Raw genomic sequence first — 14101 nt, forward strand, 5'->3', positions numbered from 1 at the left:
TGTTTGAGAGGAAGAAAACCTGCCAAGTGTGCCATAATCTGGCCGCCAGGCATATATGTAACCTGGTTTGCGATGAGTAACGACTTTAAGGATTTTTTTAACGATGCAGCCCATTTCAGGTACGCCGCCGCGCCCTCCGGGTGACGGCCCCGCCACGTCCAGTGTTGCTGGCGAACAGCCCCTATCCTCGCAGCAGCGTACCGTGCTGGAGCGCCTGATTACCCGGCTGATCGCCCTGACATCGCAGCAAAATGCGGAGGTATGGGCCGGGGTTAAACACGACCTGGGGTTGAAGAGTGATGCGCCTTTCCTGTCGCGCCACTTCCCTGCGGCAGAGCAGAACCTGAACCAGCGCCTGAGCACTGCCCAGCAGAATCACACCACCCGACAGATTGTCTCCCAATTGACGGAGCTCCTGAGCCAGGGCAATAACCGCCAGGCAGTCAGCGATTTTATTCGTCAGCAGTATGGGCAGACCGCGCTGAGCCAGTTGACACCTGACCAGCTCAGGAACGTGCTGACGCTGATGCAGAATAATCAGCTGTCAATTCCGCAGCCACAGCAGCGCCCGGCAACTGAACGCCCATTGCTGCCTGCCGAGCACAACACGCTCAAGCAGATGGTGAACAAGCTTGCTGCCGCAACGGGTGAGCCGACTAAGCTTATCTGGCAATCGATGCTGGAGCTGTCAGGCGTGAAGGCTGGCGAGCTGATCCCGGCCAAACAGTTTACCCATCTTGCTACCTGGCTGCAGGCGCGACAGACGTTGAGCACCCAGAGCGCACCCACCCTGCATACATTGCAGGCTGCATTGAAACAGCCGCTGGAAGCACGGGAGTGGGACAGTATTCAGGATTATGCCCGCCAGAACTGGCAGGCGACGCCGCAGACAGTGTTGACCACCGCGCAGGTTCAGAGCCTGCTGGGAGAAATTTTCCTGCGCCGCGCCGAGCGCGAAAATGCCACGCTGGAAGTGCGCAATATCCAGCCGATTTACAGCCCGCTGTTTGCACCGGTGGTCGATTCGCTGAAATCGATGTCCGCCCGTCCAGGGCTGATGTTTGTCGCCCTGCTGGTGGTGATGCTCGTCATCTGGCTGGTTATTTAGCCAACAAAAAGGGAGCCATCAGGCTCCCTTTTTTTCATCCGGCGTAAAAATTACGCGTTCAGCTTACGCATGACCAGCGTGGCGTTGGTGCCGCCGAAGCCGAAGCTGTTGGACATGACGGTGGTCAGTTCACGCTCGGTTGGCTCGGTGACGATGTTCAGGCCAGCAGCCTGCTCGTCCAGCTCTTCAACGTTGATGCTTGGGGCAATAAAGCCGTGCTCCAGCATCAGCAGCGAGTAGATGGCTTCCTGTACGCCAGCGGCGCCCAGTGAGTGACCGGTCATGGCTTTGGTCGCAGAAATAGCCGGGCTGTTGTCGCCGAATACTTCGCGGATCGCACCCAACTCTTTCACGTCGCCTACCGGAGTAGACGTACCGTGGGAGTTCAGGTAGTCGATTGGGGTATCAAGGCCATGCATCGCCATCTTCATGCAGCGCACTGCGCCTTCACCTGATGGAGCAACCATGTCTGCGCCGTCGGAGGTTGCACCGTAGCCAACGATCTCAGCATAGATGTGCGCGCCACGGGCCAGAGCGTGTTCCAGCTCTTCAACCACCACCATACCGCCGCCGCCTGCGATGATAAAACCGTCGCGTTTGGAGTCATAGGTACGGGAGGCTTTTTCCGGGGTTTCGTTATATTTGGTGGACAGTGCGCCCATCGCGTCAAATTCACAGGCCATTTCCCAGCCCAGCTCTTCGCCGCCGCCAGCAAACACGATGTCCTGTTTGCCCAGCTGAATCTGCTCAACAGCGTTACCGATACAGTGTGCAGAGGTCGCACACGCGGAACTGATGGAGTAGTTTACGCCGTGGATTTTGAACGGCGTCGCGAGGCACGCGGATACCGCAGAACCCATCGCTTTGGTTACAACGTACGGGCCGACTGCTTTCAGGCCGCGCGGGCTACGCATGGCGTCCGCACCGAAGACCTGGGCTTTAGACGAACCGCCGGAGCCTGCAATCAGACCCACACGTGGGTTGTTCTGATAAACTTCTTCGCTCAGACCAGCATCAGCAATAGCTTCCTGCATGGAGAGATAGGCGTAAATGGAGGCATCGTTCATGAAACGGACCACTTTGCGATCAATCAGACCGGTGGTGTCCAGTTTGACGTTGCCCCATACGTGGCTACGCATACCAGAATCCAGAAACTCCTGAGAGAAGGTGATCCCCGAGCGTCCTTCACGCAGAGATGCCAGGACTTCCTGCTGGTTGTTACCGATGCTGGAAACGATGCCCAGGCCAGTAATCACTGCACGTTTCATTCAATACCTCTGTAAGTCGCACTATGTAAGTTTCGAGTGGCACAATAGCGTACACTTGTACGCCGAACAAGTCCGATCAGCAATTTCTGCGGAAATTTGCACCAGCAGACGGACATCGTTAAGATCGCGGCACAGCCTGTCAGACGAGTAACTTACGTGAAACATAACGCCATACAACCTGCCAACCTTGAATTCAACGCTGAGGGTACACCTGTTTCCCGAGATTTTGATGATGTCTACTTCTCTAATGATAATGGACTGGAAGAGACCCGTTATGTGTTCCTCGATGGAAACCAGTTAAATTCCCGTTTCCCCACCCATCCCCGCAGTTTGTTGGTGGTGGCGGAGAGCGGTTTTGGCACCGGTTTAAACTTTCTGACCCTCTGGCAGGCCTTCGACTGTTTTTGTCGCGAACACCCTGAGGCTACGCTGCAAAGATTACATTTCATCAGTTTTGAAAAATTTCCGCTGGCCGCTGACGATTTGCGTCTGGCACACCAGCACTGGCCAGAACTGGCCCCATGGGCTGCGCAACTGCAGGACCAGTGGCCGCTGCCGCTGGCGGGCTGTCATCGCCTGCTGCTGGACGAGGGACGCGTTACCCTCGATTTATGGCTCGGTGATATCAACGACCTGACCGACCAACTGGATGATTCCCTGAACCAGCAGGTCGATGCCTGGTTCCTCGACGGCTTTGCGCCCGCCAAAAACCCGGAGATGTGGAGCGCGAATCTGTTTGCCGCGATGGCCCGGCTCGCGCGGCCTGGCGCCACACTTGCCACCTTTACCTGCGCCGGTTTCGTGCGCCGTGGTTTGCAGGAAGCCGGTTTCACGGTGAAAAAAACCAAAGGCTTTGGCCGCAAGCGCGAAATGCTCGTCGGGGTAATGGAACAGGATCTGCCCTCTCCTGCCCGTACGCCGTGGTTTGCGCGCCCCGCCAGCGATGTGCGCGAAACGGCCATTATCGGCGGCGGGATCGCCAGCGCCCTGCTTTCGCTGGCGCTGCTGCGCCGCGGCTGGCAGGTAACGCTCTACTGCGCCGACGAAGCGCCTGCGGCGGGAGCCTCCGGCAATCGCCAGGGCGCGCTCTATCCGCTGCTGAGCGCCCAGGATGCGGCCCTGAGCCAATTTTTCCCAGCCGCGTTTACCTTTGCCCGTCGCCTGTACGATGCCCTGCCGGTAGCGTTTGATAATGCCTGGTGCGGCGTCACCCAGCTTGGCTGGGACGAGAAGAGCCAGCACAAAATTAACCAGATGCTGTTGCTGGGCCTGCCGGAGCAGATTGCCGTGGAGGTGAATGCAGAGCAGGTCGCAGACAGCATCGGGGTCGATACCGGCTGCGGCGGGATCCAGTATCCGCTCGGCGGCTGGCTGTGCCCGGCAGAGCTGACCGCCGCGGCCATCGCGCTGGCCCAGTCGCGCGGAGCAACGGTGCACTATGGTCGCCAGCTTGAATCATTGGATCGCAGCGAGGCGCAATGGACGCTGCAGTTTAGCGACGGTTCGCAGGCCCAACACGCCAGCGTGGTTCTGGCGAACGGACATCGCATCAGCCAGTTTAGCCAAACGGCGCACCTGCCGGTCTACCCGGTGGGCGGCCAGGTCAGCCATGTTCCGGCCGCCCCGCAGTTGAGCCAGCTTCGCCAGGTGCTGTGTTACGACGGCTATCTGACGCCACAAAACCCGACCAACGGCCATCACTGTATTGGCGCGAGCTACCATCGCGGGCAGACGGATGCGCAGTACAGCGAGGACGATCAGCAGCAAAATCGCCAGCGATTGCTAAACTGCCTGCCGCAGGCGGAGTGGGCAAAAGAGGTGGATGTCAGCGCGGGAGAAGCCCGCAACGGCATTCGCTGCGCCACCCGCGATCATCTGCCGATGACCGGCGCGGTGCCGGATTATGAGGCAACGCTGACGGCGTATCAGGACCTGGTGAACAACCGGGAGCAGGCGGTGAGCGCGCCGGTGTACCCGAATCTGTTTATGCTGGGTGGACTGGGCTCGCGTGGACTGTGTTCGGCGCCTTTGACCGCCGAGATCCTCGCCGCGCAAATGAGCCATGAACCGATCCCGCTGGATCGTAACACGCTGGCCGGGCTGAACCCGAATCGACTATGGGTGAGGAAGTTGTTGAAAGGGAAACAGGTCAAACCTTAGGCCCGGTAGCGTAGCGCCACCGGGCATAACAGGTTATTTCAGCTTAGCCTGCTGGAACAGCGTATCCCACATGCCCAGCACTAAGGTCTGGTCGCGCGGGGAAAGCTCACCGGCCTGGATCGCTTTTTCCAGGCTGCGGGTCACTTCGATATGAACGGCTTCAGGCGAGTGGTCGTCTCCGGCTTCCAGCTCGGCAACGGCCACCGTCAGGTGACCACGCAGATAACCGCTGGCAAACAGTTCATCGTCACTGGCGTGTTCCACCATGTCATCAATTAACGCCAGAATGCGTGATTCAAATTCTGCGATCATCTTCTTTCCTCAATTAAGATCTTCCGGCCACGGGAAGTGTTCCGCCGTGATGTCCGGGGTGTGGTAATACTGCTGTAGCGCGCGCATAAAGCGCGCCGGGCGTTCCGGGATGCCCTTCTCGAGATAATCCATCACCTGAGCATGGACGCGGCGCTGAAACACAATACGATCTGGCTCGCAGTCCCCTTCAAGATTGTCGCAGCTGACGTTGAACGGATAACCCGCCGCCACGCAAAACAGCCAGTCAAAGGCCTGCGGCTTGACTTCAACATCTTCGAACTGCCCCTGGGTTGCCGCGTCGCGGCCATCCGGGCAGTACCAGTAGCCAAAGTCCACCAACTCGCGACGCGCTTTCCCGGCGATGCACCAGTGGGAAATCTCGTGCAGCGCGCTGGCGTAGTAACCGTGCGCAAAGACGATCCGGTGATACGGCGTATCGGCATCCGCTGGAAGATAGATCGGTTCGTCGTCACCTTTAATCAGACGGGTATTAAAATCGTCGGCAAAACAGCCGTCGAAAACCGCAATCAGCTGCTCGTATTTATGCGTACTGTTCATTAGTTCATCCCCAACCAGTGGAGGATCTCCTGTCCGTGGCTGTCATAAAGAAGTTTGGCACTCATCACCGCCGAGACAATCACAATCATCGGACGGATAAGCTGTTGCCCTTTGCTTAACACCAGGCGCGAGCCCATTCGCGCGCCCATAAACTGTCCGGCCATCATCACGAAACCGGTCGCCCAAATCACCTTGCCGCCGATGATAAACAGCAGCAGACCGCCGAGGTTAGAGGTGGCGTTAAGCACTTTCGCGTGAGCGGTGGATTTGGCGAGGTTAAAACCGGCCAGCGTCACAAATGCCAGCGCGTAAAACGAGCCCGCGCCGGGGCCAAAAAAGCCGTCATAAAAGCCGACGCAGCCGCCCGCAATCAGGGCGAAGGGTAACCCGTGCAGGCGACGCTGACGGTCTTCTTCACCGAGTTTAGGCATCAGCAAAAAGTAGAGACCGATGCAGATCACCAGGATCGGTAAAATCTGGCGCAGGATGTCGGACTGCACGTGCTGAACCAACAGCGCACCGGTGGTTGAGCCGATAAAGGTCATCGCAATATTGAGTTTCTGATCGGCAAGGCTCACCACTTTGCGCCGCACAAAATAGATCGATGCAGAGAGCGACCCGCCGCAGGCCTGCAGCTTGTTGGTCGCCAGCGCCTGCGCGGGCGTCATGCCAACCGCTAGCAGCGCCGGAACGGTTAACAGTCCGCCGCCACCGGCTAAGGCATCAATAAAACCGGCCAGCATGGCGATAAAGAAAAGTCCCGCCAGCAGCAGCGGTGACACCATAAACAATTCAGTAAATTGGTCCATTACAATGCATGCTCATCCAGTAGCGCCTGGCAAGAAGGCGGCAACGGAGGCGGTGTCTTCTTCTCAGGCTTAGTCGATCCAGGTTTTGCGGGTTCAAACCAGCTCTGCAGCTCCGCGCCGCAACCATCGCCCGGCGGCGGTAACGGCTGGTCTTCGCACTCCATGCTGTTTGCCGGGCAGCGCAGACGCACGTGCATGTGCGCGCGATGCTGGAACCACGGGCGCACTTTACGCAGCCAGTCGCGATCGGTTCCGGCATCCAGGCACAGCTGCTGCTTGATGGCCGGGTTGACGAAGATCCGCGTCACGTCGTTGTCTTCTGCCGCCAGCTTAATCATGCTGGAGACGTCCCGTGACCACAGCGACGGCACCACGCGCTTGCCATCGCTGGCAACCAGGTCGAGCGCCTGCGGCTTCAGCAGCTGTGACGACGACCAGCGGGTTTTCGGCAATTGCAGGAAAATATCCACATCCAGTCCGGTCTGATGGCTGGCATGGCCGCCGTTAAAGCGCCCGCCCGCCGGCATCCCCATATCGCCAATCAGCATGGTGCCCAGCCCCAGGTTATGCACCTGCGTACCCAGACGCTGAATAAACAGCACCAGATCCGGGTGGCCAAAGTAGCGGCGCTGATCGGTGCGCATCACCTGATAGGTGGTGGACTGCTGCGGCAGCGCCTGCGCGCCAACAATACAGCCATTCGAGAAGGCGCCAATCGACTGGGCGCTGCCCGTGACCGGGTGAGTGATTTTCTGCCAGGGCGTTGCCGCCACTGCGGCCCCGCTGGCGAGCAGTGCCAGCAGAGCAATTGCGGTTTTTTTCATGGTTACCAGCGTGGAAGAGGGCTCGTCACATCCGCATTCTGCGCGCGCTGGCGCAGGAAGTGATCCATCAGCACGATCGCCAGCATCGCTTCGGCGATCGGTACGGCGCGGATCCCGACGCACGGATCGTGACGTCCTTTGGTGATCATCTCAACTTCTTCGCCATCGCGGTTAAGGGTATGCCCCGGCACGGTAATACTGGAGGTCGGTTTCAGCGCAATGTTGGTCACAATTTGCTGACCGCTGCTGATCCCGCCAAGCACGCCGCCCGCGTGATTGCTCTGGAAGCCCTGTTTGGTGATTTCATCACGGTTTTGGCTGCCACGCAGCGCCACCACGCCAAAACCGTCGCCAATTTCCACGCCTTTGACGGCGTTGATGCTCATCATTGCATGGGCGATATCGGCGTCGAGGCGGTCAAAGACCGGCTCGCCCCAGCCCGGCGGTACGCCGTCGGCCACCACCGTCACTTTGGCACCGATGGAGTCGCCCTCTTTCTTCAGGCCACGCATCAGTTCATCCAGCGCTTCCAGCTTTGAGGCATCGGCGCAGAAGAACGGGTTCTGTTCGACTTGATCCCAGTCTTCGATCGCCAGCGGAATATCGCCCATCTGGGTCAGGCAGCCGCGAATGTTGATGCCGAATTTCTGCGCCAGATATTTTTTGGCAATGGCACCTGCGGCGACGCGCATGGCCGTTTCGCGGGCAGAAGAACGTCCGCCGCCGCGATAGTCGCGAAAACCGTATTTTTGTTCATAGGTATAATCGGCGTGTCCCGGACGGAATACGTCTTTGATGGCGCCGTAATCCTGGGAGCGCTGATCGGTGTTCTCAATCAGCAAGCCAATGCTGGTGCCAGTGGTGCGGCCTTCAAAGACGCCTGACAGGATTTTGACCTGATCCGGCTCGCGGCGCTGGGTGGTATAGCGCGACGTGCCTGGACGACGTCTGTCGAGATCGTGCTGTAAGTCAGCTTCGGTCAGTTCAATGCCTGGCGGCACGCCATCAACGATGCAGCCCAGCGCCAGCCCGTGCGACTCACCAAACGTCGTTACACGGAATAATTGTCCAATACTGTTTCCTGCCATCACGGCTCCGTTTTCGTTGTTCTGTGTTTGAGCAATGTGAAACGGGCCGAAGCCCGTTTGATTAATCTTTGTAGATGCTGAAGTGTTCGCGCGCGTCGAGCAGCTGCGCTTTGGTCAGCATGAAGACGCCGTCGCCACCGTTGTCGAACTCGAGCCAGGTGAACGGAACATCCGGATATTGCTCCATCAGATGTACCATGCTGTTTCCGACTTCACAAATCAGAATACCGTTATCGGTCAGATAATCCGGGGCGCAGGCCAGGATGCGGCGGGTCAGCTTCAGGCCGTCGGTTCCAGACGCCAGGCCGAGCTCTGGCTCGTGGCGATATTCGTTTGGCAGGTCGGACATATCTTCTGCATCAACGTACGGCGGATTGGTGACGATCAGGTCGTACTGCACTTTTGGCAGCTCGCGGAACAGATCCGAGCGGATCGGCGTCACCTGATGGATCAGGCCGTGCTCTTCAATGTTGTGTTCGGTAACTGCCAGCGCATCGGTGGAGATATCCACCGCGTCCACTTCTGCCTCCGGGAAAGCGTACGCGCTGGCAATGGCGATGCAGCCGCTGCCGGTACACATATCCAGAATATGCTGCGGCTGATGGTCAATCAGGCCAGCAAACTGGTTGTTAATCAACTCGCCAATCGGCGAGCGCGGCACCAGTACGCGTTCATCGACAAAGAATTCATGGCCACAGAACCAGGCTTTGTTGGTGAGGTACGCGACCGGGATGCGCTCGTTAACGCGGCGTATCACGCGCTCAACGATGCGGTGTTTCTCGCTTGAGGTCAGGCGCGCAGCGTGCATGTTTTCCGGAATATCCAGCGGCAGATAGAGTGACGGCAGCACCAGCTGCACCGCCTCATCCCACGGGTTATCGGTGCCGTGACCGTACCAGATGTTGGCCGCGCTGAAACGGCTGACCGCCCAACGCAACATGTCCTGAATGGTCTGCAGTTCATTTACCGCTTCATCGACAAAAATTTTATCCACTATTTTCTCCAGGGCATGCTCGCTAAATTTTCGGCGGCTAGTTTGCCACGAAGACGGCGATAAATCAGCACTGTCACTTACTGCCCGCGGTTAAAAAATGCGTTTTGCCACACGACGAGTCAGGTACACTGTTGAAAAATTGAGATGAGACAGGCCCATGAAAAAGAAAACATCGCTTAGCGAGGAGGATCAAACGCTGTTTCGTCAGCTCATGACCGGGACGCGAAAAATCACTCAGGACACCATTGTGCATCGTCCGTTACGCAAAAAAGTGAGTGAAGTTCCGGCCAAACGGCTGATGCAGGAGCAGGTCGATGCCAGCCACTATTTTTCCGATGAGTTTCAGCCGCTGCTGAATACCGAAGGGGCAATGAAATATGTGCGCGAGGACGTCAGCCATTTCGAGCTGAAAAAGTTACGCCGTGGGGATTATTCGCCGGAGCTGTTTCTCGATCTGCACGGTCTGACGCAGCTGCAGGCCAAACAGGAGTTGGGGGCGCTGATTGCCGCCTGCCGTCGGGAACATCTGTTCTGCGCCTGCGTAATGCACGGCCACGGAAAGCACATTCTCAAGCAGCAAACGCCGCTGTGGCTTGCTCAACATCCGCACGTGATGGCTTTTCATCAGGCACCCAAAGAGTACGGCGGAGATGCCGCATTGCTGGTGCTGATTGAGATAGAAGAGTGGCAACCGCCTGAGCTGCCCTGACAGACAGGCGGGTGGCTAACGCTACCCGCCTTGCCGTGCGTCACGTCAGATGGCTTTTGCCATCTTTAGATTGCAGGGGCTCATCTGCCAGTTGAACACGCCTTTGCCGGTTTCGTCGAGGGTGACGTTGGCAATGGCGGAGGTGCTGAACATCGGCGGCGTTTCGTCCGGGCAGAGTTCAGACACCAGGTAACCGACCAGCGGCAGGTGAGAGATCACCAGCGCAGAGGCGACACCTTCATTGCTCAGCGCCTGAAGATATGCGCTGACAAGGCCCACATCGCCACAAGGGGTGAGCTCCGGCAGGATATCGACACCGACAGGCAGGTTCATGCACTCCCCTACCACATCCAGCGTCTGTTCAGCACGTAAGAACGGGCTGACGAGGACACGCTCAATATCCACTTTTTGCCCTTTCAACCACGTTGCCATTTGACGAGACTCGTCGCAGCCACAAGGTGTCAGAGGACGTACAGAGTCACTGGCAGCATCGAGTGCCGCGTCACCGTGACGCATGATAAAAACTTGCATATTGCACCGCTTTTGTTGACCAGGATCACCAGCGTTACTACCTGCGTGAACCAAAAACGAGGTAGAAAACCTGATGGCCGGGCATTGTGCCTGATCCATCCGTTGAATGAAACGCTGTTTTTTACCTCAACGGCGTAAGTATAGTCAATGTCCGTTTAAAAATTAGACAAGACCGGGTCATTCAACGGTGGATTTACTCTTCTTTGACCTTAACTTACGAGGTCAGGTTCCTTTGCTGGCCAAAATCGCAGCCCCTGATCCGCCATTTGCAATAAAGTGTCACACGGCGTAAAGCGCGGACCATATTGCACAGCCAGTCGCTGCAAAATCGCAACAACTTCACCCGCGCCCAGACTATCCATATAGCGGAACGGGCCACCCAGGAAAGGTGGAAAACCAATGCCAAACACGGCGCCAATGTCGCCATCGCGAGCCGATTTAATCACGCGCTCATCAAAGCAGCGCGCCGCTTCGTTAAGCATCATCATCACGCAGCGTTCTGCGCACTGAGCCGCGGTGAGTTTGCTCTCGCCGACCGGCTTAATAAGCCCATAGATCGCCGGGTCAACTTGCTTCTTGCTTGTACGCCCTTTTGGATCGTAAAGATAGAAACCGCGACCATTTTTTCTGCCTTTGCGATCGTCATTCAAAATCGCTGCAACGACATTTGCAGGCGGATTGAAACGTTCACCGTAAGCGCTTTCCAGCACAGGTATAATTTTAGTGCCGGTGTCGATTCCCACCTCATCCAAAAGTTGGATTGGGCCAACCGGGAAACCAAACTTCACCAGCGCATGATCGATCTGTTCGACCTTCTCGCCCTCGGTCAGCAGGCGCATAGCTTCATTAATATAAGGTGCGAGGATGCGGTTAACGTAGAATCCGGCTTTATCTGCTACCACTACCGGCGTTTTACCCTGCAGCTTGGCCAGTTTAACGATGGTGGCCACGGTTTGCGGGCTGGTCCCCGCATGCGGAATCACTTCCACCAGCGGCATTTTTTCTACCGGGCTAAAGAAATGCAGCCCGATCACCTGCTCCGGTCGCATGGCCTGGGCCGCAATATCACCGATCGGTAGCGAAGAGGTATTGGAGGCAAAAATGGTGTGCGGCGCACAGTGCGTCTCGACCTCGGCGACCATCTGCTGCTTGAGGGCCAGATCTTCAAATACTGCCTCAATCACCACGTCGCGATGACGGAACCCACTGTAGTCAGTGGTGCCTGAAATCAGCGCCAGCTCCCGGTCACGCTCGCTGCCTTTGATATGGCGGCGCTTAACCTTCTTATCAAGCAACTGCCAGCTGTACTGCAGCGCATGGTTAATGCCTTTCGGATTGATGTCTTTGATTCGCACCGGCAATTTGCCTTTGCTGGCGGTAACGAAAGCGATCCCGCCGCCCATCAATCCGCCACCCAGCACGCCCACCGTCTGAAGCGGGGCCGGCTCAGCATCGCTGCCGGGATCTTTTTTCACATCCGTGCTGGCAAAGAAGATACTGCGCAGCGCCTGCGACTGCGGGGTCATCGCCAGTTCGCCAAAGGCTTTGGCTTCTGCGGCGTATCCACTGCTGCTGCCCTGCGCCAGACCGGTTTGCACCACCTCCAGAATACGGGTTGTCGCCGGGTAATTACCCAGCGTCTTTTGTTCGGTTTTTTTGCCGACCAGCGGGAATAGCAACGCGCGCCCCAGCGGGCCTGCCAGCACGCGTTCGCGCACTGGTAAGCGACGGCGAGCCGGTTTGTCCTGCTGGGCCATTTTAACCGCCGCCTGCAGCAAAATGGCCTGCGGCACGACCTCATCCACCAGCCCGACCTTCAGGGCCTGACGTGGACGTAGCTGTTTACCGGTCAGGATCATATCCAGCGCAGTGCTGACGCCGACCAGACGCGGCAGACGCTGCGTCCCGCCAGAGCCCGGGAGTAATCCCAGCTGAACTTCTGGCAGGCCCAGTACCGTTTTGCCATCGTCGGTACAGATTCGCCCATGACAGGCCAGCGCCAGTTCCAGGCCGCCGCCCAGACAGGCACCATGAATCGCGGCAATCACCGGGACGGGCAGCGCATGGATTTCCGCCATAATCTGCTGGCCCTGACGGGCCAAATCTTCTGCCTCTTGTGCGCTGGTGGCGCGGGCAATCATGTTGATGTCCGCCCCGGCAATAAAGTTGTCCGCTTTGGCGGAAATAAACACCAGCCCGCGAATATCTTTGTTCTCGCGGATTTGCTTGAGGATCGCCCGCACCTGCGCGCCAAACTCAGCTTTCAGGGTATTCATTTTTTCGCCCGGAGCGTCGATGGTGACCACCGCCACGTTGTCCAGGCGTACATGCAGGCTAAACGCCGTTGTCATCTCCATTATTCTGCCTCCAGAACCATCGCGGCACCCAAGCCGCCCGCCGCACAGGCGGTGACAAGGCCAAAGCCGCCGCCACGACGGCGCAGCTCATGCAGTGTCTGGGTGATCATCCGCGCGCCAGTCGCAGCAAACGGGTGTCCGTAAGCAATAGACCCCCCCAGCACGTTAAATTTACTGTCATCCACTTCACCGGTAGCATGGGCGCGGCCCAGCACATCGCGGGCAAAACGCTCGCTGGCCAGCAACTGCAGGTTGGCCAGGGTCTGCGCGGCAAAGGCTTCGTGCATGTCGATGAGCGTCAGATCGCCCAGCGTCAGCCCTGCACGCTCCAGCGCCAGCGGCGTAGACCAGGCCGGCCCCAGCAGCATGTCCTGCCGGACATCAATGGCGGTAAAGGCGTAGCTGCGCAGATAACCGAGCGGGGTCAGCCCCAGCTCTTTGGCGCGGGATTCGGTCATCAGGATCACTGCCGCCGCGCCGTCGGTGAGCGGCGTGCTGTTGGCGGCAGTCACTGTGCCGTGCTTGCGGTCAAATGCCGGACGTAGTCTGGCGTAATCTGCCAGCGTTGAGGTGCCTCGGATGTTGTTGTCTTCGCTAAAGGGTTCGCGGTATGGCGGGGTGTACGCCGTCATCACTTCACCTGCCAGTTTACCTTCGGCCCAGGCTTGCGCCGCGCGCTGGTGAGATCGGTGCGCCAGTGCATCCTGCTGTTCACGGGTGATGCCGTAGGTTTTCGCCATCTGTTCGGCGGTATCCCCCATCCGTAAGCCGGTAGAGTATTCCGCGACGGCCGGTGGTACGGGAAGTAAATCGCGCAAGCGCAGGCGTGAAAAAAGCGACAGCCGCTGCCCGGTGGTGCGGGCTTTACTGACGTCGACCAGCACGCGGGCGAGCTTTTTGCTGACGCCTATCGGTAACACGGAAGAGGAGTCAGCGCCCCCGGCAATCCCGGCACGAATAGTCCCTGTGACCAGGCTTTCGGCGACGTTGGCTACCGCCTGAAAGCTGGTTGCACAGGCACGGCTGACGCTGTAGGCATCGGTGTGCACGTTCATGCCGGTACCGAGCACGATTTCACGGGCGATGTTTGGCGCTTCGGGCATTTGTACTACCTGGCCAAAAACCAGTTGTTCAATCACCTCGGGAGGTATTTCGCTGCGCGCCAGCATTTCGCCGACGACCATCTTTCCCAGATCGACAGCCGGTATGCCATGAAAGGCCGTTGCCTGACGGGCAAATGGCGTACGTAATCCGCTGACAATGGCAATGCGATCGCCCTGGCGGGTGATTAGCGGTAATGCCTGACTCATAACGCTCCCCTGTGTCTAACAAATGCGCAAAGTGGTCTGACCTGATAACAGTCTTAACCAAATTTTTACATTA

General features: G+C 58.0%; 13 protein-coding genes. 3 read left to right on the forward strand and 10 right to left on the reverse strand.

Annotated elements, in window-relative coordinates:
* Positions 1-103: 103 nt before the first annotated feature.
* Positions 104-1108, forward strand: coding sequence for a flagella biosynthesis regulator Flk (flk, locus tag M8013_RS16630; protein WP_271268900.1), 1005 nt, complete (start codon positions 104-106; stop codon positions 1106-1108).
* Between the two features lie 50 nt (positions 1109-1158).
* On the opposite strand, the gene fabB is transcribed toward flk, so the two are convergent.
* A complete protein-coding gene (gene fabB / locus M8013_RS16635; RefSeq protein ID WP_271268901.1) occupies positions 1159-2376 on the reverse strand; it encodes a beta-ketoacyl-ACP synthase I in 1218 nt (405 codons plus the stop codon).
* A gap of 156 nt (positions 2377-2532) precedes the next feature.
* Here fabB and mnmC point away from each other — a divergent pair, with 156 nt between their 5' ends.
* On the forward strand, positions 2533-4536 hold the full coding sequence (mnmC, locus tag M8013_RS16640; RefSeq protein ID WP_271268902.1) for a bifunctional tRNA (5-methylaminomethyl-2-thiouridine)(34)-methyltransferase MnmC2/FAD-dependent 5-carboxymethylaminomethyl-2-thiouridine(34) oxidoreductase MnmC1: 2004 nt from the start codon (positions 2533-2535) through the stop codon (positions 4534-4536).
* 33 nt (positions 4537-4569) lie between these two features.
* On the opposite strand, the gene M8013_RS16645 is transcribed toward mnmC, so the two are convergent.
* The 6 genes from M8013_RS16645 to prmB all read right to left on the reverse strand — a co-directional run bounded on the left by M8013_RS16645 (position 4570) and on the right by prmB (position 9121).
* A complete protein-coding gene (locus M8013_RS16645; RefSeq protein WP_271268903.1) occupies positions 4570-4848 on the reverse strand; it encodes a YfcL family protein in 279 nt (92 codons plus the stop codon).
* Positions 4849-4857: 9 nt separating this feature from the next.
* Entirely contained in the window at positions 4858-5406 is a 549-nt protein-coding gene (locus M8013_RS16650; RefSeq protein WP_271268904.1) for an elongation factor P hydroxylase, read from the reverse strand.
* Positions 5406-6215 (reverse strand): sulfite exporter TauE/SafE family protein, encoded by an 810-nt coding sequence (locus tag M8013_RS16655; RefSeq protein ID WP_271268905.1) that lies wholly within the window; start codon positions 6213-6215, stop codon positions 5406-5408. Before M8013_RS16655 ends, M8013_RS16650 begins: the two co-directional genes overlap by 1 nt.
* A complete protein-coding gene (gene mepA / locus M8013_RS16660; protein WP_271268906.1) occupies positions 6215-7039 on the reverse strand; it encodes a penicillin-insensitive murein endopeptidase in 825 nt (274 codons plus the stop codon). Before mepA ends, M8013_RS16655 begins: the two co-directional genes overlap by 1 nt.
* 2 nt (positions 7040-7041) lie before the next feature.
* Complete coding sequence (gene aroC / locus M8013_RS16665; RefSeq protein ID WP_271268907.1) at positions 7042-8127, reverse strand: chorismate synthase; 1086 nt, start codon at positions 8125-8127, stop codon at positions 7042-7044.
* A gap of 61 nt (positions 8128-8188) precedes the next feature.
* On the reverse strand, positions 8189-9121 hold the full coding sequence (gene prmB, locus M8013_RS16670; RefSeq protein WP_271268908.1) for a 50S ribosomal protein L3 N(5)-glutamine methyltransferase: 933 nt from the start codon (positions 9119-9121) through the stop codon (positions 8189-8191).
* 157 nt (positions 9122-9278) lie between these two features.
* On the opposite strand from prmB, the gene smrB reads away from it, so the two are divergent.
* Positions 9279-9830, forward strand: a complete 552-nt coding sequence (gene smrB / locus M8013_RS16675; RefSeq protein WP_271268909.1) for an endonuclease SmrB — start codon at positions 9279-9281, stop codon at positions 9828-9830.
* Positions 9831-9875: 45 nt separating this feature from the next.
* On the opposite strand, the gene sixA is transcribed toward smrB, so the two are convergent.
* The 3 genes from sixA to fadI form a co-directional block, all read right to left on the reverse strand.
* Positions 9876-10361, reverse strand: a complete 486-nt coding sequence (gene sixA, locus M8013_RS16680; RefSeq protein ID WP_271268910.1) for a phosphohistidine phosphatase SixA — start codon at positions 10359-10361, stop codon at positions 9876-9878.
* 209 nt (positions 10362-10570) lie between these two features.
* Positions 10571-12718 (reverse strand): fatty acid oxidation complex subunit alpha FadJ, encoded by a 2148-nt coding sequence (gene fadJ, locus M8013_RS16685; protein WP_271268911.1) that lies wholly within the window; start codon positions 12716-12718, stop codon positions 10571-10573.
* Positions 12718-14028 (reverse strand): acetyl-CoA C-acyltransferase FadI, encoded by a 1311-nt coding sequence (gene fadI, locus M8013_RS16690; RefSeq protein ID WP_271268912.1) that lies wholly within the window; start codon positions 14026-14028, stop codon positions 12718-12720. Before fadI ends, fadJ begins: the two co-directional genes overlap by 1 nt.
* Positions 14029-14101: the final 73 nt, after the last annotated feature.

It is taken from the genome of Silvania confinis (genome assembly GCF_025564085.1).
In the GTDB taxonomy this organism is placed as follows: Bacteria; Pseudomonadota; Gammaproteobacteria; order Enterobacterales; family Enterobacteriaceae; genus Enterobacter; species Enterobacter confinis.